At 28.1% G+C, this 21,866-nt stretch carries 20 protein-coding genes; 6 read left to right on the top strand and 14 right to left on the bottom strand.

The annotated features are described in order from the left end of the window. Positions 1 to 14: 14 nt before the first annotated feature. From nagB to aroD, 13 genes are all read right to left on the bottom strand, one after another. Positions 15 to 764 carry a glucosamine-6-phosphate deaminase gene (nagB, locus tag RYM86_RS02610; protein ID WP_315077534.1) on the bottom strand — a complete coding sequence of 250 codons (750 nt, stop codon included), beginning with the start codon at positions 762 to 764 and terminating at the stop codon, positions 15 to 17. Positions 765 to 940: 176 nt separating this feature from the next. Continuing rightward, a complete protein-coding gene (nagA, locus tag RYM86_RS02605; protein ID WP_315077532.1) occupies positions 941 to 2,107 on the bottom strand; it encodes an N-acetylglucosamine-6-phosphate deacetylase in 1,167 nt (388 codons plus the stop codon). A 25-nt stretch (positions 2,108 to 2,132) separates the two neighbouring features. Next, positions 2,133 to 2,870: a GntR family transcriptional regulator gene (locus RYM86_RS02600; RefSeq protein WP_315077529.1), complete on the bottom strand. Its 738-nt coding sequence runs from the start codon at positions 2,868 to 2,870 to the stop codon at positions 2,133 to 2,135. Positions 2,871 to 3,352: 482 nt separating this feature from the next. Beyond that, on the bottom strand, positions 3,353 to 4,591 hold the full coding sequence (locus RYM86_RS02595) for a L,D-transpeptidase family protein (protein ID WP_315077527.1): 1,239 nt from the start codon (positions 4,589 to 4,591) through the stop codon (positions 3,353 to 3,355). A gap of 181 nt (positions 4,592 to 4,772) precedes the next feature. Next, positions 4,773 to 5,063, bottom strand: a complete 291-nt coding sequence (locus tag RYM86_RS02590) for a hypothetical protein (RefSeq protein WP_315077524.1) — start codon at positions 5,061 to 5,063, stop codon at positions 4,773 to 4,775. Between the two features lie 313 nt (positions 5,064 to 5,376). Next, on the bottom strand, positions 5,377 to 6,210 hold the full coding sequence (locus RYM86_RS02585; protein ID WP_315077523.1) for a deoxyribonuclease IV: 834 nt from the start codon (positions 6,208 to 6,210) through the stop codon (positions 5,377 to 5,379). 384 nt (positions 6,211 to 6,594) lie between these two features. Then, on the bottom strand, positions 6,595 to 7,497 hold the full coding sequence (locus tag RYM86_RS02580; RefSeq protein ID WP_315077520.1) for a 3'-5' exoribonuclease YhaM family protein: 903 nt from the start codon (positions 7,495 to 7,497) through the stop codon (positions 6,595 to 6,597). A gap of 290 nt (positions 7,498 to 7,787) precedes the next feature. Then, the gene (locus RYM86_RS02575) at positions 7,788 to 8,438 is read right to left on the bottom strand and encodes a DUF3793 family protein (protein ID WP_315077517.1); all 651 of its coding nucleotides are present in this window, start codon (positions 8,436 to 8,438) and stop codon (positions 7,788 to 7,790) included. Positions 8,439 to 8,455: 17 nt separating this feature from the next. Next, the gene (locus RYM86_RS02570) at positions 8,456 to 8,881 is read right to left on the bottom strand and encodes a flavodoxin (RefSeq protein WP_315077515.1); all 426 of its coding nucleotides are present in this window, start codon (positions 8,879 to 8,881) and stop codon (positions 8,456 to 8,458) included. A gap of 368 nt (positions 8,882 to 9,249) precedes the next feature. Then, on the bottom strand, positions 9,250 to 11,238 hold the full coding sequence (locus RYM86_RS02565; protein WP_315077513.1) for an NAD(P)/FAD-dependent oxidoreductase: 1,989 nt from the start codon (positions 11,236 to 11,238) through the stop codon (positions 9,250 to 9,252). A 344-nt stretch (positions 11,239 to 11,582) separates the two neighbouring features. Next, the gene (locus tag RYM86_RS02560; RefSeq protein WP_315077510.1) at positions 11,583 to 12,806 is read right to left on the bottom strand and encodes an MFS transporter; all 1,224 of its coding nucleotides are present in this window, start codon (positions 12,804 to 12,806) and stop codon (positions 11,583 to 11,585) included. Between the two features lie 23 nt (positions 12,807 to 12,829). Continuing rightward, positions 12,830 to 13,699 (bottom strand): shikimate dehydrogenase, encoded by an 870-nt coding sequence (locus RYM86_RS02555; protein WP_315077509.1) that lies wholly within the window; start codon positions 13,697 to 13,699, stop codon positions 12,830 to 12,832. A 51-nt stretch (positions 13,700 to 13,750) separates the two neighbouring features. Then, positions 13,751 to 14,515, bottom strand: a complete 765-nt coding sequence (gene aroD / locus RYM86_RS02550; protein ID WP_315077507.1) for a type I 3-dehydroquinate dehydratase — start codon at positions 14,513 to 14,515, stop codon at positions 13,751 to 13,753. Positions 14,516 to 14,703: 188 nt separating this feature from the next. Here aroD and RYM86_RS02545 point away from each other — a divergent pair, with 188 nt between their 5' ends. Together RYM86_RS02545 and RYM86_RS02540 are read left to right on the top strand one after the other, a co-directional pair. Next, positions 14,704 to 15,591 (top strand): LysR family transcriptional regulator, encoded by an 888-nt coding sequence (locus tag RYM86_RS02545; RefSeq protein WP_315077505.1) that lies wholly within the window; start codon positions 14,704 to 14,706, stop codon positions 15,589 to 15,591. Positions 15,592 to 15,808: 217 nt separating this feature from the next. Next, positions 15,809 to 17,167, top strand: coding sequence for a dicarboxylate/amino acid:cation symporter (locus RYM86_RS02540; protein WP_315077503.1), 1,359 nt, complete (start codon positions 15,809 to 15,811; stop codon positions 17,165 to 17,167). A 256-nt stretch (positions 17,168 to 17,423) separates the two neighbouring features. On the opposite strand, the gene RYM86_RS02535 is transcribed toward RYM86_RS02540, so the two are convergent. Next, a complete protein-coding gene (locus RYM86_RS02535) occupies positions 17,424 to 18,617 on the bottom strand; it encodes an MFS transporter (protein WP_315077501.1) in 1,194 nt (397 codons plus the stop codon). Positions 18,618 to 18,733: 116 nt separating this feature from the next. On the opposite strand from RYM86_RS02535, the gene RYM86_RS02530 reads away from it, so the two are divergent. From RYM86_RS02530 to RYM86_RS02515, 4 genes are all read left to right on the top strand, one after another. Beyond that, a complete protein-coding gene (locus RYM86_RS02530) occupies positions 18,734 to 19,408 on the top strand; it encodes a Crp/Fnr family transcriptional regulator (RefSeq protein WP_315077498.1) in 675 nt (224 codons plus the stop codon). A gap of 145 nt (positions 19,409 to 19,553) precedes the next feature. Next, complete coding sequence (locus tag RYM86_RS02525; protein WP_315077495.1) at positions 19,554 to 20,618, top strand: IS1595 family transposase; 1,065 nt, start codon at positions 19,554 to 19,556, stop codon at positions 20,616 to 20,618. 140 nt (positions 20,619 to 20,758) lie between these two features. After that, positions 20,759 to 21,244, top strand: coding sequence for a DUF2975 domain-containing protein (locus RYM86_RS02520; protein ID WP_315077492.1), 486 nt, complete (start codon positions 20,759 to 20,761; stop codon positions 21,242 to 21,244). 10 nt (positions 21,245 to 21,254) lie between these two features. Then, positions 21,255 to 21,473: a helix-turn-helix transcriptional regulator gene (locus RYM86_RS02515; protein ID WP_315077490.1), complete on the top strand. Its 219-nt coding sequence runs from the start codon at positions 21,255 to 21,257 to the stop codon at positions 21,471 to 21,473. Positions 21,474 to 21,866: the final 393 nt, after the last annotated feature.

The raw sequence follows: 21,866 nt of genomic DNA, 5'->3' as shown, positions 1-21,866 counted from the left end.
TAAAAAATTAATTTTTATACTAATTTATAGTCCTTAGGGTTTAATAAACTAGCAGCTTCTTTATCTAAGATCACTATTACATCATCATGAAATTGAAGTATTGAAGCTGGAACTTCTGGAGTTACTTTTCCATAAATAGTGTCATATATAGCTTTTGCTTTATTTTCTCCAGTTGCTAAAAGCATAATTTTCTTACTTTCAAATATTGAACCTATTCCCATTGTTATTGCCTTACTAGGTACATCATCTAAACTATTAAAGAATCTTGCATTTGCAATTTTAGTAGATTCCTCTAATTCAACTACATAAGTTTTCTTTTCAAAACTTACAGTTGGTTCATTGAATCCTATATGAGCATTATTTCCTATGCCTAATACTTGTATATCTATTCCACCTGATTTTTTTATTAATTCATCATATTCTACACATTCTTTTTCAATATCACTAGCCATTCCATTTGGTATATGAATGTTTTCCTTCTGAACATTAATGTAATCAAATAAGTTTTCATTCATAAAATAATGATAACTTTGATCATTATTTATAGGTAAATTTTGATATTCATCTAAATTAAATGTTTTTACCTCTGAAAAATCTATCATTTTATTTTCATACATTTCAACTAATTTTTTATACATCCCGATTGGAGTACTTCCTGTTGCAAGACCTAATATTGAATTAGACTTTAAAGTTATTTGGCTCATTATTATTTGAGCTGCTTTTTCACTTAACTTATCATAATTTTCACAAACTAATATTTTCATAATTTAACCCACCTCTAATTTAATTTATAAAAAAATCGCCAAGGCGACTTTGGAGCCGTCGATTCTTTTTTAGCCATGCACCCTTTCCAAACGCAGTGAAGGAATAATGGTGCGGCATATGATTCTTTTTTAATTCTTTAGGATACATTTCTTAAACTTTAACTAAATTTATAATCTTAGTTATCCACAAATTCTTTAATAAGATAATTTTCTAAAGAATTAAAAATAATTTTTCCTTCTGATATTGAAAGATGACAATTCATCTCATCATCAAAAATACATATATCTGCATCTTTTCCTATATCTAAGCTTCCCTTTTTACCATCTATTCCTATAGATTTAGCTGGATTTAGAGAAGCCATATTTATAACTTCATTAAGCTGCAAATTAGTATTTTCAAAGAAATTATAAACTGCCTTATTTAAAGTTAAAATGCTACCTGCTAAAGTTCCATTAATTAACCTTGCTGCACCATCTTTAACATAAACGTCTTGTCCTCCAAGTTCATATTTACCATCCTTCATACATCCTGCTCTCATACTATCAGTAATAAGAATAACCTTTTCTTTACCTTTATTATTTAATATAAATTGAAACAAGTTTTTATCTACATGTATCTTATCTGCTATTATTTCGCAATAAGCATTACTCATAAGAGCGGCACCAACTACCCCTGGCTCTCTGTGATTTAATGGAGTCATAGCATTAAATAAATGAGTTATATTAGAAGCCCCTAAATTTATTGCTTCCATTGCTTGCTTATATGAAGCATTACTATGACAAATTGATAAGGTAATCTTAGTATTTTCTTTAACTTCTTTTGTAAATTCATAATCATCATCTAGTTCAGGTGAATATGAAATTAATTTTATAACATCAGTGTAGTTTTTTATAAATTGAAAATTTGGTTTTAATATATAACTAGCATCTTGTGCACCTTTATAAATTGGATTTATAAAAGGCCCTTCCATATGGGCTCCAATAACTTTTGCACCAACAATATCTTTTTCCATACATTTTTTTATTATATTTAAAGAATTATAAATATGTTCTTTAGTCATTGTCATTGTTGTTGGTAAAAATGAAGTAACACCATTTTTACAAATTCCACTACTTATAGCTTCTATTGCTTCTATTGAATTATCCATAGTATCAAAATTACAGCTACCATGTACATGTATATCTATAAGACCAGGTGTTACTATTTTTTGCTTTGCATCAATAAGCTCACAATTTTCCGGTATTTCATCACATATACTAATTATTTTTTTATCAAATAAAAGAACCTTATTTTCTAAAACTCCACTCTTAGTTACAATTATTCCATTTATTATTGCTTTCATATTCAACCCTTCCTATCAATTTTTTTTAGTTTTCATGCAATACTATTTCGTATTCATGCTTGCCTGTCATAAATATTGAACTCGTATATTCCATTATTTCTTCTTTATCTGTATATACTAATCTATCTATTTTAAGTGCTAATGTGTCTTTTTCTTGATTTAATAAATCAGATGTAAATTCATCTATAATTATTGGACTTATTACTTGTTCTGCTCTTTTTGTTTTATGGTCATACCTTTCTCTATATAATGTATACAAAGAATTTTCTTTTACTAAATCCTCACTTAAGTCTTCACACATGTCTTTTAATATATAAACAATTTCTAATGCAAAAGGGTCCTCATCTATATATCTTATTCTTTCAATTTTATATATTAATGTGTCTTTATCTTTAACATTTAGTTTTTCTCTTATACTTTTATTTTGAAAATCTAATTGAAACTTTAATAATTTACTTTTTACTATAAATCCCTTTTCATTCATTACTTCCGTAAATCCCTGTAACTTTTGGAATTTATGTTTTTTCTTTTTATAAGCAACAAATGTTCCTTTTCCCTGTTTTCTATCTAATAAACCTTCAGATACAAGATTTAGTATTGCTTTATTAACTGTCATTCTACTAACGTTTTGAATCTTGCAAATTTCTCTTTCTGGCATTAAATAGTTACCTTCTTTTAATTCACCACTTTCTATCATATCTCTAATTATCAAAGATAATTGAGTATGTAATGGTATATTTAAATTTTTGTCTACTATTTTCAATTTTATCTCCCCCACCTTGGTATATTATATTGGTATATACCAATTGGTCTATACCAATATAATATGCTATATCGTTTCCAATGTCAATTATTTTATTAAAAAAATTATTATTTAATAGAAGTTGATATATGCATAAGTAAAGTGGACTGAGTAACTGAACTTAGGAATACTAAAATGAGTACAGTCCCATTTTAGCTTGCTCCCAATATAAAATTGATACAAGCAGTAAATGTGATTATCAAAATGAAACTCGACTTCGCTGAGTAAGTTCGAAAAGCTAAATATAAAATGCACTGTGTGAAAGTTCGTGTAGTCAAATGTAAAATTTGGACACTTACTTTTATATTCTCACTTAAGGATTCTCAAAGCCCAATTACAATGCCACTTTACCTATTACATATATTAACTTCATTTTAAAATACAAATAAAAAAATAAAAAGCCTAATGTAGTTTTATTCTACATTAGACTTTTTATCCTATATTTAATAATAACAAATAATTGTAGTTTTCGGTGTTATATTATCATAAATAGATTTCGCTGTGCTATATGGTAAGTTTATGCATCCATGCGAACCACCATTCTTATAGATTTCTCCACCAAATTCTGATCTCCAAGTAGCATCATGAAGTCCTATTCCACCATTAAATGGCATCCAAAAGCTTACTGGTGATGCATAGCCCGGACCTCTTAATACAGTATCTTTTTGTTTATAATATAATTTGTAAGTTCCACTTGGTGTTGCATATCCTGCACTCATATTCCCTGTAACAATATCACTTTGTACAACAAGATATCCATTCTTATAAAACCATAAATGTTGATTAGTCATATCTATTTCAACAAAAGTATCTGATGCATTATTAAAATAACTTGCTACTGATGTTTGATAGTACGTTGGGTTTTTAGTCACAGTTTGTCCACTTTTTATGAGATTAATTAACTCTGTAGTTTCAGTATCAACATTAATTGCCCATCCATGATTATTTCCTGAATATCCACCACCAACTTTTATTGAAGTTCCTAGTGAATTTCTATAAGAACTAGCTAAGCCTTCTACAAAGCTTCTAACTTTAGATTCATCTAGTATGATTGAAAAATTTGAATCAGTTGAAATCCAATCTATTATTTTATATTTATCTACAACTTGTGCCATTCCAGCATAGTTGTAAGTTATGTTAGAAGCTAAATACTTATTAATAGTATCTGCTGCATAAATCATTGTAGGTGAGTTAGCTGTATATTTAGGTCGTTCATAGCAACCTGCTGTTTCTAAATTTAATTCTATTTCTTGATTTTTTATAGCTGACACTACATTATTATATAATGTTTCTTTATTTAATTTACTTCCTATAACTTCTGGTGTAATTATATAATCATAATTTCTATATTCTAATTTTGAACTTTGTGGTTCAGTTACATTAGCTGGATTTAAACAATGTAAATTGTCTATACATTGTTTTAATAATTGTTCATCATAAGAAATTGTGATAGCATCTGTAGAGTTGAATTTTAAATTTATATCTTTTCCTTTAATTTCTTCAGTAGTTCCACCTCTTTGTATTAATTTTAATACATATTCATCATCTGATGCAGAACTTAAAGTTTTCGCATAAACATTTGTAGTATTAATAAAGAGTATACTCAATGTTAAAATCAGACTCAAAAAAGTAGCTAAGCATTTACTTATGAACTTATTATAATTATTAATTTCTTTCTCCATAAAAATAATCCCCCTAAAATTTTGATATTAGATATAATCACTATTTTTTATCATAGTGTTTATATTTATTGAATAAAACTACAACGTATTTAAACAATTATAATTTTATATCTATTATTATACATTTTTTTCCATTTGTAAAGTGTTATGTTAATAGTTCTTAAAAAATAAATGTTTAGCATTATAACATTACATAAAATAATTTTTCTAAATTGAACCCATTTTCTTTTCTTATTTCATATTCTTCTTTTACCTGTGCTATATCACTAGATTTGACTGTATAAAATAAAGTATTCCTTTTTTTATAATTACATTTATTATCGTATTGTTTTATAAATTCTTCAATTTCATTAAATGCTTTTATTCCTAATTTATATGATTGTATTACACTTTCAACAGTAGTATACTGTTCCAAGTCTATAACCGTTTCATCTAATTCATATTGTAATAAAGCTGTTGTAATACCTGTCAATTATATTTTTTTCTAGAAAATTTTTAGTATACTTTTAAAAGTGACTATACAAGCTCTATTAGTTAATTTTATAAATTGTTTTTAACTATAAAAAAAATCGCCAAGGCGACTGTGGAGCCGTCGATTTTTTTAGCCATGCACCCTTTCCAAATGCAATGCAGGAATAATGGTGCAGCATATGATTATTTTTTATTCTTTAGATGTACCCATCATGCCTCTAAAATACAGTATTCTATAAGTTATCCACAGATTTTCAGGCGATATAATTTCCTAAAGAATAAAAAAGAGATTCTAATCAGAATCCCTTTAAAATTTATTCTTTATATTCACTTTTTAATAATTCTATTTCATTCTTATATCCATCAAGCTCATTAGGTGTCTCAAGGAAAAATGGTAAATGACGTAATTTAGGATGATTAATAATATTAGTTACAGCTTCTAATCCTATATACCCATTTCCTATAGTTTCATGTCTATCTTTATGACTTTCAAATGGATTTTTACTATCATTTAAATGAATTGCATATAATTTATCTAATCCTATTATATTATCAAATTCATCTAAAACTTTATCTAAATCATTTACTATATCATATCCAGCATCATGAATATGGCATGTATCCAAGCATACTCCTATATGTTCTTTTAATTCAACACGTTTTATAATTTCAGCTATTTCTTCAAAGTTTCTCCCTACTTCAGTTCCCTTTCCTGACATAGTTTCTAAAAGAACTTTAGTTGTTTGATCCTTTTTTAAAATAGAGTTTAAAGCATTCGAAATATACTCTATACCAACTTCTGTTCCCTGCTTAACATGACTACCTGGATGAAAATTATATAAATTATTAGGTATATATTCCATTCTTTTTAAGTCATCAGCCATTATTTCTATTGCAAATTCTCTATTTCTTTCATCAGCTGAACATGCATTTAACGTATATGGTGCATGAGCTAATATCTTACAAAATTTATTTTCCTTTGCTAATTCTAAAAATTCTTTAACATCATTTTCATCTATATCTTTTGCCTTACTTCCTCTTGGATTACGAGTAAAAAATTGAAAAGTATTTGCTCCAATTTTCAAAGCATTTTCACCCATATTTTTAAATCCCTTTGATGAAGATAAATGGCATCCTATATTTAACATATTATATCCTCCATATTTAACTAGCAGTTTATTTATTAGTTATGTTTTAATAGTATGTTGCTATATACTTAAGTAAAACTAGAAAGAGTACTTGAATCTTTACCTATTGCATATACCAACACATATTTAAAACATATCTTATTTATTTTATTATACAATTAATCAACCATTATTGCTATATAATAATTATTATCCGCTATATTAAGATTAAACCTATTAAAAAATATCGTAATCTAATAAGGTTCTCTATACTCATTAGGAATATCAAATAAATCATAACGAGAATTAAAAAAATTCTTTAGCTTTTTCTGACTTTATATCTTCTTTTACAGGTACTTCTATGTACGGAATAATTATGTCCTGCTCTTGAAATCCATATCCTTACTATAAATAAAGTTTAGTCTCAATTCTTCTATCATATTCTGACCATGTACCACTTTTAGTCTTATCTTTTAATTGACTAATTTTATTCATTGTAGCATCTATAGAATCAGCATAATTTACTATAAAAGATTCTTCCATCTTCATGTCTCTAGGAGATCCATATTCAAGCTTACCGTGATGTTGAGTAATGCATCCTTTTATTCTACTTACAAAATCGTCACTACAAGAAAAAGGAGTTTCACGAGTAGCTGCATCTATCATTTGAACTCCAATTACAATATGTCCTTCCATCTCACCTTGTAGTGTATATTTAAAAGGTCCATCATAGTAAAGTTCATATATTTTTCCAATATCATGAAGTTTAGCAGAAAGTACTGCTATTTCAGGCCTTCTACAATCATACCTTTCACAAAGCATAGCAGTTAAATACATAACATTTAATGTATGTTCAGCAAGTCCTCCTATATAATTATGGTGCATAGAAACTCCACCAATTCCTCGTTTAAACTTATTTAGAAACTTTTCGTCCTTAAAAAAATAATCGTTTAATGCTTTTCCTTCTTTAGATATTATGTACTTATTTGTGTATTCTTCAATTTCGTTCATTATATCTTCAATTGGTCTCTTTACTGTTGGTAGGTAGTCTTCTAAATTGTACTCTGAAATAAATTCATATTTTCTAATATCTAAATTTACGCCTTTTGTTCCATGTACTCTCAGCACCATACCTTCCTTAATATCTTGTTTTTTACTAGCTATATTTGATTTGCTTTCTCCTGTCTTATCAGCAAGTATACATACTGTCTTATTTGGATCTTTAAAAATTATCCTCATAACCATCAAATTTATTTCTATAGCCTCTTCATCTTTTAAATCACATAAAAACTTATCTTTATCGCTCATAAAATCCTCCATCTTAAATTTATTTATAGAAATATTATGTGTAAAAATATACAAATTATAATTATTACCTATAAATTAAATAATTAATATATTGTACCACAATTGTATTTAAAATTTATAAATAATAATAGGTATTCCTCCCATCCCCTTTTAAATTTTACTCTAAACTAATACTCAATTTAAAACTTTATCAGCTTTTTAATATTATGAAATTTCTATACAATAATAAAAGACCTTATAATATTTTGCTTATTATAAGGTCTTTTATAGTTATTTGATTAAATATTAATTTAATCAAATATTATTCTATGATTTTTTTGAAAGTTATCTTTTAATGTACGGGATAAACTATTTGCTCTATTTCCTTCTATTATATTGGTCACTGTGAACTCTTTTACTTTATCAAACAATGTAAAAATTGTTTTTGCCTTACGTTCACTATTATATACTTTCCAATATCCGCAAGTTAAGCATTTTTTATCTGAGCATTCCATAAAATCTTTAACATCATCTAAAGGATATCCTAAAAATATTCCTAATTCATGAGGACAGTTATATACTTCATATCTATCTTTTAATGTGTTCAATGCATCTTCTACTGATAGCTCTCTATCATATCCTACACAATTAAGAAATTTCAAATTATCCTTCTTGTTGATATATTTTTCTAATAATTCTTTATCATAAATTAATACTATTAAAGACTTATCACTATCTCTTAATGAAATATAACCTAAATTTAATTTTCTCAAATAATCTTTTCCATATATACTCCATAAATAAAATATATCTTTATTATCATATTTACTTAAATTCAGTGTAATGGATGGTTTCAATCTAGCACTTATTAATGCAACATTATAAGATATAAAAGTTTCAATATATTCTTTTCCCTCCATACCATTTAATAAGTTATAAAAAGTACTAATTTTTTCTTCCATCATTACTCCTCCATTAATTAATTACTTATTTTAGCTATTTCTCTTCCGTATTCAATACACCCTTCTTCACTTTCACCTTCAGGTGTATAATTCACAATTAGTGGTTCTAAAGCCACATTAACTCCTAAAGCTGTCATTTCTTCTTCCCAGCTTCTCATCCACTGTCCATCACCCCATCCATAAGATCCAAAAAGTACAACTTTTTTATTTTTTAAATCCTCTTGTACATTCTCTAAGAACGGTAAGAATTCTCCTCCTTCAAGTTCTTCATCTCCCATAGAAGGACATCCTAGAACTACTATGTTTTCATCTTTTAAACTATCTACATTAGCACTAGAAATATTTATAATTTCAGCTTTAACTCCTGATTTCTCAATTCCTTTTGCTATTAAATTTGCCATAGCTTCTGTATTTCCTGTACCACTCCAATAAATTATCTTCATAAATCCTCCTCTTTGTTCTTTTATTGAGAACAATTATCAATTTCATTATATTATTATAATATTCTACTTAAATAATGTTGTCAATAGGATTTTTTATAAAAATAAATACTAAACTTAAACATATCTTAAAGATCTATTTTTATCTTTCCCCAAAAAAAAGACTTTAGTAATTTATTTTAATTACTAAAGTCTAAAAAATCATTATTTATGTTATTACTTATGTTTTTAATTAATATTGATATTTAATCTAAGAATTCATTAGCATTAACTTTGTCTTTTAAAATCTCTAAAGTAAATTTCTCTGTCCTAACTTTATATTAAATGCCAATACTAAAATATATTGCAATTCACTTTAGAATTTATAAATTCTAAAGTGAACCCATTCTTTCTAATTCACTAGTAATATTTCTTCCTTCTTTAATTCCATCTATTATTCTTCTAGCTCTTAAACTATCTCCTATATTAACTATTTCTACATTTTTATCTTCAAAATACTCTTCTAGTTCATTTAATATTGGAGCATAATTTCTCATTCCTAAGCAAACAAATCCATAATCAAATTCTATATTTTCTTGTTTACCATCTTTTTCAACTAAGAAACTATTTGGTTTAACTTCAAGTAAAGATGTACTAGTTAATACTTCTACATTATTTTCTTTCACCATAGATAGCATACCTAATTTAGTTATAATATCTAAGTCACGAGCAAGCATAGGTAATCTTTCTACTATAGAAACCTTGGCACCTCTTGAAGAGAATAGTTCTACTACATCTAGACCTACTGCTCCACCACCAATAACTTCTACTTTCTTTCCCTCAAACTCAAATTTATCTAAATTTTCTATTAGACTAAAGATAGAATGTACCTTTCCACCCTTATCAACATTATCTAATAATCCATTTATAGGTGGAAGTAATGGAGTTGAACCAGTAGCATTAACTATTAAATCTGGCTTTAAGTTTGCAACTAATTTAGCATCTGCTTTAGTATCAGTAAATACTATTAGATTTTTTAATTTTTCTGCTCTTTGAATTAAGTAATCTGGAAAATCATTTATTCTATTCTTTTCTGGCAATTTAGCTATTTCTCTAGCTAATCCACCTAGATAACTTTTTTGCTCTATTAAAAATGTTGTGCATCCCACTTCTGCTGCTGTACAAGCTGCTTCAAGTCCTGCTGTACCACCACCAATAACTACTACATTAGTTTGTTTCTTAACTTTTTTATTTTTATGTGAATCTTCATAAATAACATCTGGATTAATAGTACATTTTATTCCTCTATTTAACGCTATTCTATTACCAGCACATCCAATATTACATGATATACATTTTCTCAAAGTATCTTCTTGTCCCCTTTTAACCTTTGATACCCAATAAGGATCTGCTATTAATCCTCTTCCCATACCAATTAAATCAGCTTTTCCCGATGTTAATATATCTTCAGCAACTTGGGGATTTCTTATATTACCTGTAGTCATTGTTGGCTTATTAAACTTCTTTTTAACAGCTTCAGCCATATATGCTCTCCATCCATCTTCTAAATGCATAGCATCTATTTGATATTGAAGTGAAGAATTTAATGCAACTGAAACATTAAATATATCAATTTCTTCATTTAAGTATTCTAATATTTCTAATGTATCTTCTAAAGTATTTCCGCCTTCTACTAATTCTTCAGCACTAACTCTAAACATTATAGGAAACATTGGACCTACAGCTTCTCTCACTTTATCTAATACTAGTTTCGGAAATCTACATCTATTTTCAATACTTCCACCAAATTCATCTTCCCTTTTATTATATACAGGTGATAAGAATTGGCTTAATAAATATGAATGCCCTCCATGAATTTCTATCGCATCGAATCCAGCAGCTTGAGCTCTTTTAGCTGATTTCGCATATTTATCAGCAATTTCATATATCTCTTCTTTAGTTAAAGGTCTTGGTATAGCTCCACCTTCTTTAGACGGAATATCTGAAGCTGATACTGTAGTCTTTCCGCCAATTCTTTCCGGAACTGCTGATGCACCTGCATGATTAATTTGAATAGAAACACAAGTACCGTATCTATGTAATGTTTCAGTTAATTTAAATAATCCTGGTATAAATCTATCATGATTAATTCTAATTTGTGTAGTTCCATTAGAACCTAAAGGATAATCAACACATGCGTTTTCAATTATGATTAAACCTGTTCCACCTTTAGCTCTTTGTTCATAGTACTCTATATGTTCATCTGTAAATTCACCATTTTCACCACCATAGTTAGTTCCCATTGGTGGCATAACTATTCTATTTTTCATAGCCATTTGTTTTACTGTTAAAGGTGAAAATATATTTTTATACTTTTTCATAACTCAATCTCCTTATTGTTTACACTAAATTTTTTCATTAGTAATCCCTTAAAAAGTTTGATGTGTATTAATAAGTTATTAATACACATCTTTTTTATAATATTTACTATGTTTTAAAGAATTATTGATATTTTAGTATAAGGGCGAACTGGCATTGGAATTTGCTTTTTAGAATACTTAATAAAGATTTGTTGAATTAATTGCTTGTCACAATGTTTCATTGGGAGCATGCATTAATTAGACTAAGCTTTATTTTTAGTATTCTTAAAGTGAATTACTCAGTCCAGTGAGTTTTATACTATAATATCAATATGATATTTTAAAACATATCATGAATCCGAATTCTATGCTGCTATTTGTTTTTTTGCTTTTTCTAATCCGTTATATCTAAAGTTAACTACAACTCCTAGTACTGTTCCTACTGCTGTTACAATTGCTGCAAGTAATAAAGTATATTCAGTTCCCATAGTTTGAGTAATGATTCCTGCAATAGCTGTTACACTAAAAGTAGCTATACTTGATGACATCATTACCATACTTGTGATCTTTCCCTTTGATACTGGGAATAAATCTGACATTGTTGAAACTGCAAGTTGTAATACCCCACCAGCTGCGCTAAATCCTACTAAAAATCCACCAACTAAAGATACTGTCTCACTCTTTAATATATACATAGTTATTAAAGTAACTAATGATATTAATGGATATATAATTAAAAATCTAGCTGGCTTAATTAATTTTTTAACTAATAATGCAGTTATTATTACAGCCCATATTGATCCCATTGCATAATTAGATTGAATCTTTCCGGCTGCAATTTGGCTCATTCCAACAATATCTGTTCCAAATGACTTATTAACATTTAAAAATATTTGGAATGTAGCTGTCGCTGTAAATCCTATTACTATTAATGCAATACCTTCTACAAAGAAATTAGATTTAACAACTTCTTTTTCTTCTGTAGCAGTTTCAGTCTTAGCACTTACATTTTCCATTTGTGGGAAAGGCAATTTAAGTAATACTAAGCCATTTATAATAAGTATTGCTATACATAATATAAATGAATATCCAAAGTACATTTCTTTCCCAATTAAAAATCCTATCATAATAGGTAAGAAATATTGCCCAACTGATATAAATAATTTTGTTAATATACTAGCTAAACCTGTTGATTCAGTTAATATTTCCATTACTGCTGGAATACATCCTGAATCTAAGAATGAATTTGCAACACCAGCTAATAAGGCTACTAAGAAACCTATTTTTGCATTTGGTGCTAATAAAATTCCACCAAAGAAAGCTGCGTATACAATCATTCCTATGATAATAGTTACTCTTCTACCTAATTTATCAGATATAACACCTGAAAAAGGTAAAGCTATAAAACGTCCAATTCCTAATGCAGATATTACATAAAGTACTCCAGCTGCATTAGTACTCCATAATGATTGTAAAGAATTAGTATTTTGTGCTAAAATAGCGGCACCCATACCATGTATAAAGTAGTTCATATATATACAAAAAGCTGTTATATATAATATTTTTTTATTCGATTTTTGATTTGTCATTTGTTCTCCCCCGTATTAGAATACTATCTTATATCTAATATATCTTTCATATATTCTATTGGCATTTCCTTACCTGTCCACATTTCAAAAGCTGCTGCTCCTTGGAATAACATCATTCCTAATCCATTAACTGTTTTACAACCAACTTCCCTAGCCATTTTTAAAAGTTCAGTTTCTCTTGGTGCATATACTACATCTGAAACTATTAAATCTGCTCTTAAGAATGATGAATCTGGAATATAAGTTTTTCCTTCTAATGGTTTCATTCCCATACCTGTTGCATTAGTGAATAAATAACTACCTGCAATCTCTTCTTTTAACTTATCTAAATCTGTTAAATCATATAATGTAGCTTTACAGTTAGTTTTTTCATTAATATCTTTAACTGTTTTTTCAGCTCTTGCAAAAAATTCATCTTTTCTATTAAATATAGATATTTCTGCTACTCCATCTAAAGCTGCTTGAATTTCTATTGCAGTTGCAGCTCCGCCAGCTCCAACTATAGTCATTTTCTTTCCTATTGGATTTATTCCAGCATCTTTTAAAGCTCTCATATATCCTATCCCATCAGTAATATGACCTGTTAAAACTCCATCATCATTTACTACAGTGTTTACTGCTCCACAAAGTTCAGCTGCTGGTGATAATTTATCAAGGTACTTATGAACTACTGTCTTGTTAGGCATTGATACGTTACATCCTCTAACACTCATAGCTCTAAATCCTTTTATAGTATCTTCTAATTGTTCATTACCAACTTCAAAAGCTAAGTATGCATAATCTAAACCTAATTTTGCAAATGCTTCATTATGCATCTTTGGTGAACTTGAGTGTCTTATTGGTGTTGCTATTAATCCTATAAGTTCTGTGTGTCCAGTTATTCTTTCTGCCATAATATTTCTCCCCTTAAAATAATTTTTTTATATTTAAAACCTACTTTTTTCTTACTTACTTTCATGCATAAGTTTTAAAACTTTATCTAATTCACTTACTTCTACTTGTCCTGGTGCAGATGCTACTTTTGCTGCTCCAAATGTAAGTGCTGATCCAAAAGTTTCTCCAGCTATACGACTTATAACTCCAAGTCCAGCCATTGACATTGTAATAATTGGTCTTGTTGCATATTTAGTTACCATATCATTTGTTGCACATAATAAAGTTAATACATCAGTAGTGCTTTGAGGCATTACTGCTATCTTTGGTAAATCTGCATTTAGTTCTTGCATTTTGCAAAGACGCTTTATTATTTCTTCTCTATCTGGTGTCTTATCAAAATCATGATTAGACATTACTACCTTTACATTTTTTTCATGAGCATAATCAACTATATCTGTTACTACGTCATCACCTGTAAATAATTCAACGTCTATTAAATCAACCATTTCTGTTTCTGCAATATTTTTATTTAATTTAGCATAATACTCTGTAGGTACTTCTTTTTCTCCACCTTCTTTAGCACTTCTAAAAGTAAATAATATTGGCAAATCCTGAACTGTTTCTCTAAGCTTTGATAAAATTTCTTTAACTTTTTCTATATCTTCAACATCTTTGTAGTGATCTACACGCCACTCTACTAAATCTAATTTAAGAGCTTTTAAATTTTCAGCTTCTGTTAAAATTTCTTCATTTGTTTTTCCTACTAGTGGTACACAAATCTTAGGAATTCCTTCACCTAATTTTAAATTTCTTACTTCAACTGTCTTTTTCACTACTTTTTCCTCCACAACTATATATTTATTTAGTTATTTTTTTAACACTTTTGCATTCGGTTGTTTCTTTATCCTTATTGTAATTTAAAAATTCTGATAATTCTAATACTTATTTTTATAATAATTGATATATTTTATCTATCAATTGTGATATACTAGAAAAAATATTTGAGGAGGACATTGGTTTCATGAATTTAAATCAACTTTACTATTTTAAAACTATAGCTAGACTTCAACACTTTAGGCTTGCAGCACAAGAATTAAATATATCTCAACCTAGTCTTAGCTATGCTATGGCAAATCTTGAAGAAGAACTTGAAACATGTTTATTTGAAAAACACGGTAGAAACGTTGTTCTTACTAAATACGGTAAAATATTCTTGGAATATGTTGAAAAATCATTAAGCGTATTAGAATTAGGTGAAGAAAAAGTTAGAAAATTAAATAATAACAAAACTGGAAATGTTGATATTTCTTATGTTTTCCCTTTAGCCCCTTCTTATATACCTAAGACGGTTAGAAACTTCTTAGATATACAAGAAAATAAAGACATAACTTTCACTTTTAAAGAAGGTATAACTTCTGAAATAATTCAAGGATTAAAAACATCAAAATACGATGTTGGCTTTTGTTCTTTTTCAGAAAATGAACCAACAATTATGTTTGAACCAATATTAAAGCAAGAACTTATAGTAATTGCACCGCTTAATCATCCATTAAGTAAATTTGATTCTATAGACTTGTTAGAAATAGAGCCTTATCCTTTAATTGTTTATGAAAAAGAAACTGGTCTTGGAAAATTAACATTAGAAATGTTTAGAACTATAAGTCTATCCCCTAATATCATTTTTGAAGGTGGAAATGAACACGCAATTGCTGGATTAGTATCAGAAAATTTTGGAGTTGCTGTTGTTGCTAAGACGCCTGAACTAGATAATATTCCTCTAAAGCAATTGCATATAAAAGATTTAGAAATTAATAGATATATATACCTTGCTTATGTGAAGGACAGATATTTAAATCCTGCTGTAAAAAAATTTATAGCTCATGTAAAACAAGCTGATTTAACTATATAAAAATATTTTAGTTCAACTTTACAATCAGTCTATTTCATTTTTTTGCCCTTTTTATATGTCTATAATTAAACTTAAATTGGCTTATATATTTTATTTTTTATGCTTCATATGTATTATATTTAATGTTTTTACAGAGATTTATTGTTAAATTAATAACTTGACACAATAAATTTTCTAATATAATATGAAATTCAAATATTATGGTTGAGGTAATGCTATGAACAAAAGATTTAAAATTAACAAAAGAAATGATTCCAATACTTTAGCAATACGTATGATTTGCTCACTATTTTTCGGATTATTGGTAGGTGTATCCTTTTTATTTTTAAGAGAATTCCTAACCTCTTCTGGAAACGAAAACGTTTGGAATATAATAAACAATCTACTTTTTCAAGATATAAGCGTACCAGAAGGACAACATGCTATAGGAATTTTTTACATATTAGGCCAACTATTTATTAATTCCTTGCAATTAATTATTGTTCCTATGATTTTTGCATCAATAACGCTATCAATGTGTCATATTAGTGATACTAAAAAGTTAGGTCGTATATCTGCAAAAACCTTATCTGGTTTTCTAACAACATCTATTTTTGCACTTATAGTAGCTGGGATATTTGCTTTTTTAGCACACAAATCTGGAATATTTAGTGTAAATATTAGTGAAATGTCTTCAGTTCAAGCAAATAGTGGTTCTAACCCTCTACTTGTTTTAATTGAAGCAGTTCCAAATAATATATTTTCAGTTTTTTCAAGCAATTCAATGGTACTATCAATTGTATTTTTAGCTGTAGTTACTGGACTTTGTATTAATAAACTTGGAGAGGAAATATTAGTCTTAAAAAAATTACTTCAAGATATTAATAACATAGTAACTGTGTTTTTAAACTTTGTTATAAGTAAGCTTGGTCCAATAGCTATATTTGTACTTATTACAAGAACTTTTGCCGTATATGGTATTGAACATCTGAAGCCAGCTTTTGCATATATGTTAACTGTTGCAGCTGCTTCTATATTATTTCTATTTACTGGATACCCATTATTTGTATACTTAAAAACAAAGTTAAATCCATTTATATTTATGAAAAAAATGGCTAAAGTTGCTTTGTTAGGATTTTCAGCTGCCTCCTCTGCTGCCGCATTATCATTAAATAAAAAAACAGCAGTTGAAGAATTAGGTGTTGGTGAAGATATTGCAGCCTTCATTTTACCTCTTGGTATGACTATAAACATGAATGGTACTGCTATAATGCAAGTAATTGCTGCTGTATTTATTGCATCTACTTCTGGATATGAGATAAGTATTTCTAATATATTTGTTATTGCACTACTTGCACTTATAGCCTCAGTTGGTACACCTTCAGCACCTGGTGCATCATCTATAATACTATTTTCTATTTTAACAGGAATGGGTTACAACAACCCTGCTACTGTTGTTGCATATTCACTTATTATTGCAATTAATAGACCAATTGATATGTTAATTACATGCCTTAATGTTATAGGGGATAGTGCAACAGCGGTGGTAGTTGCAAAATCAGAAAACTTATTGGATGAAGAAATATTTAATTCTTAAGTTAGAGTCGAGTTTAATTTTTAATATTATAAAAAAAGTGTTGCTATATTCAATAGGTAAAGTGGCATTATAATTGGACTTTGAGAATTCTTAATAAGTATTGTCATATTTACTGCTTGTCTTAATTTTATATTAAGAGCAAGCTAAAATAGGACTATACTTATTTTAGCATTCCTAAGTTCAATTACTTAGTCCACTTTACTTATGCATATATCAACACACATTTTAATACATAATGTAAATTTTTATGAAATTATTATATTTTATTTAATGCTAATTTTCTGCTTTTCATTAAATGAATTGTAAATATAACAACCCCTATCATTAGGGTAACTCCTGCATATGCATAAATACTTCTATATCCATAATTCATTACTATTTTACCCCAAATTATTGAGCCAACTCCATATCCACCATCTAATAGTGCATAATAAATAGCATTAGCCATTCCTTTTTTATTTTCACTTACTGAGTCTAATATCATAAGATTAATTATTGGTAATAATGACCCCATCATAATACCACATAAAAATCCAAATATTATTAGTTGAGGCATTGTTTTAACTATTGACATCCCAAATATAGATGCCGAAAAAATTATTAATCCATATGATAATACCGCATTTGTTCCAAATTTACTTACTATTTGATTTATAAACAATCTTGATGCTAATATACCTGAAGCATTTATTGTAAAAAATAATCCAATATTACTAAATCCTAATTCTATTCCATATAAAGCTGTAAATGCTAAAATAGTACTTTCTGCAACTGCTGCTAAAAATAATATAATTGCAGGTACAAACATATTTTTTTTATTTATTTTTTCTTCAGTTTTAACTTTATTATACTCCTCATTTAACTGAATTTTTGTAGTGTTTTCACTATATGATAATTTTAAAGATATTAAAATAGTCATAATTGCCACAATAGTTGTTGTAATAAATAACAATCTAAAATTTTCATAACTCTTACCAACTAAAGCTAAGGCAATTGATGGTCCTATTGCTGTAGTTATAGTTATTCCTACTCCAGAATATCCTATTCCTTCAAGCATTCTTGATTTTGGTGTAACATCTGTAACAATTGTTGCTACTGCAGTAGAAGATATTCCAAATCCAAACCCCTGAAATATTCTTAATAATATAATCATTTGTATATTATTTGTAACTAAATATGCTATTGTTGAAAGTGCTGTTATAGTCACGCCTAATATTAATATTTTCCTTCTTCCAACCCTATCTAAAAGTTTTCCTGCAAGTAATCTAATAAATAATGCTGCTAATGTAAAAGCACCTGTCATTATTCCTGCATAACTATCAACATGAGTAATTTGTTTTGTATAAATTGATATTGTTGATAATAATAAATTACAAGCTAGGTTTACCCCTATTGTAATAAACAATGCTAATATAAAATGACCTGTCCATAGTTTTTCTTTTTTATCCATTACGTTATCCCCATCCTATATTCGTTTTTCCTTACAATATTTTAACTAGATACTTGAAAATAGATTGTAGTATATACTACAATCTATATAGTAAATTTTTTATGAATGGTGATTATATGGATAATGAATTAAAACTTTTTCCCAGTTCTACTATAAGTATAACTTCTAAATTTTATAAAGTATTTGAAGAAGCAGGTACACTAAAGAAATATCGCAAGGATGAAATTATTTATTTTCAAGATGATATAGCTGAAAATTTTTATTTAATTAAATCTGGAAGAGTTAGAGTTTTTCTAATCTCTCCTGACGGCACAGAACTTACAATTGAAATTTTAAGGAAAGGAAATCTTTTTGGTGAATCATCTTATTTCGCCTATGGTTCTAGAATGACTTCTGGTAGTGCAGCTACAGATGTGGAATTAATCGCTGTCAGCTTAAGTCAGCTATATCCTTATTTAACAAAGTATCCTGAATTAATGATTCAAATGTTTCATCTTATGTCTTTGTCAATTCAAAATTTATCGATTCAAATTAATAGTATGGCATTTTTAGAAGCTGATAAAAAAACTGCTCAACTATTAATACGTTTAGGTTCATATTTTAAGAAAAATAATGATAATTGCTATATCATTGATTATTCGCATGAAGAAATAGCTCAATTAATTGGATGCTGTAGAGTTACTGTAACCAAAATATTAAATAGATTTCAAAAAGATGGGTTAGTATCTCTAGGATATAAAGAAGTTAAAATTATAGATGAAAAACGATTAAAAGAATTTGCTTTTAATTAATGTTTTATTTTAATTTATATTAAACCTTTTATTTATCACGAGATCATTTCAACGAAAGGCTATGTTAAAAAAAGCTGTTGAAATTTAATATTTTTTGTACAGCTGGGTATAATATAGATATATGAATAATTTCGGAGGTCTTATTATGCGAAGAGTTGAGTCAATAAAATTAGATTTGCAGACATTAAATGAATCTGAAAGAGAAGAAATTCTTAATTATTTACAGGAAAATATCATATTAGGTTCTTTATCTACTCAAATTACTAATGAAGTAAAGGAAAGTAGATTTTCAAGGGGCAAAGTGTGTCCTCACTGTGAAAATCACGAAATTTCTAGAAATGGTAAGTTTAATGGAAAGCAAAGATATATTTGTAAGACTTGTAATAAGACATTTACTGACTTTACATATTCGCCACGATATAATAGCAAAAAAGACAATAGTAAGTGGATTCTTTACGCTAAATGCATGATAAATGGATATTCTTTAAGAAAATGTGCAGAAATAGTTGGAATTAGCTTGCCAACATCATTTTACTGGAGACATAAAATACTTGAGGCAATTCGAAACTTCACTGGGGTTGGAAGTGTTGGTGGAGTAGTAGAAGCTGATGAAGCTTTCTTTAAAGAGTCGTTTAAAGGTAATCATAGTCGTAGCACAACTTTCACTATGCCACGTAGACCTCACAAAAGATGGGTCAAGGGTAGCCGCAGTAGTGAAGATGAGCCAAGAAGACGTCGTATCTCAAGAAATCAAGTCTGTGTGCTTTGTGCCATGGATAGAGAAGGTAACATCATTACTGAACTTATTTGCAAAGGAAGAATGACACATGAAGATTTACGAAGACTTTTTGCTGATAGGATAGAAGACCAATCTATTCTTTGTACAGATTCGCATAAAAGTTATATCCGATTTGCTGAAGGTTTAGATATTACATTAAAGCAAATAAAGAGAGGTAGACATAAAGAAGGCGTGTATCATATTCAACATATCAACGCGTTCCATAGTAAACTAAAAAAATGGATGGATATGTTTAATGGGGTTTCAACGAAATACCTTTCAAATTATATGTATTGGCTTAAGTGGTTGCAAATATTTAACCAAGAAAAAGATACTATTAGAAGTAAAAATTTATTGGTTCAAGCACATACAGCTCATTCAAATACTAAAATAAGAGATTTTAGATACAAAGAGGTAATTTTTATACAATAATCCTAAATATTTTAATTTTTTGAAGTTAACAGAATATAATAATAACAATAATAATATAATAAAAAACAATACAAATTTATTGTAAAACGATAAATCATGTGATAAAATCATGTTGTCATTAAATAAGTGAGGTGTTTTAAATGAATGTTAAACGAGGTTCAACCACTTTCTTAAAGGTAAGTATTTCTCTGGCTGGAATTGCAGTACTTGCTTTATGTATATTTTTAGTGCCCCATATGGCGAATTTCGCAGCAAAATTGTATCCAAATATTGCCCCAATGAAATATCTCGTTTTCATCGTGATGTATGGAGCGGCTGTGCCTTTTTACTTTGCTCTCTATCAGGCTTTCAATCTTTTACGGTACATTGGCGAGAACACAGCGTTTTCAGAATTATCTGTAAAGGCGTTAAAGAACATAAAGTGCTGTGCGATTACAATCAGTGGTTTGTATGTATTAGGTTTGCCACTCTTTCGTTTTATAGCGAAGAAAGTTGACCCTCCTATTGCATTAATGGGACTCATCATCATTTTTGCTTCGTTGATTATCGCCGTTTTTGCTGCTATCCTCCAACAGCTTCTACAAGAAGCGATTAACATAAAATCAGAAAATGATTTGACGGTCTGAGGTGGAGGATATGTCAATTATTATTAATATTGATGTGATGTTAGCAAAACGAAAAATGAGCGTAACGGAGCTTTCGGAGAGAGTTGGAATTACTATGGCGAATCTTTCTATTCTGAAAAATGAGAAAGCAAAAGCGGTTCGTTTTTCAACATTAGAAGCGATATGTAAGACTTTGGATTGTCAGCCAGGTGATATTTTGGAGTACAAAAGCGACGAAGACACTCAATAAAAACATACATCAAATCTATTTAACTAACGGTATTAAAAAAACTATTCTTTTAGAGAGAGCATTGACAGGAAATGTACCATCAGAAGTAAGAATAAAAATTGAGAATATATTAAATTCGTAATATTCTTAAAAGGTAAAATAAAGGAACCCACAGAGGGTTGCTTTTATAAATACTATAATATCAACACTATTCTTTAACATATCCTAACGAAAAAAGCTGTGAAACTAATTCACAGCTTTTTAAAGTTCATAATTACTTTACATTCTTATTTTATAATTTTAATTATTATAGTCAGTAGTATATCAAATTCATTCAAACTATTAGAGGCATAATTTTTTTACCTTAGTTATAAATTGATAACAAAATTATAAAACAACATTAACTTAATCATA

This window comes from uncultured Clostridium sp., assembly GCF_963527835.1.
Classification (GTDB): domain Bacteria; phylum Bacillota; class Clostridia; order Clostridiales; family Clostridiaceae; genus Clostridium.
Note: the sequence above shows the minus strand (reverse complement) of the source record. Positions and strands in the feature narration are given on the sequence as shown.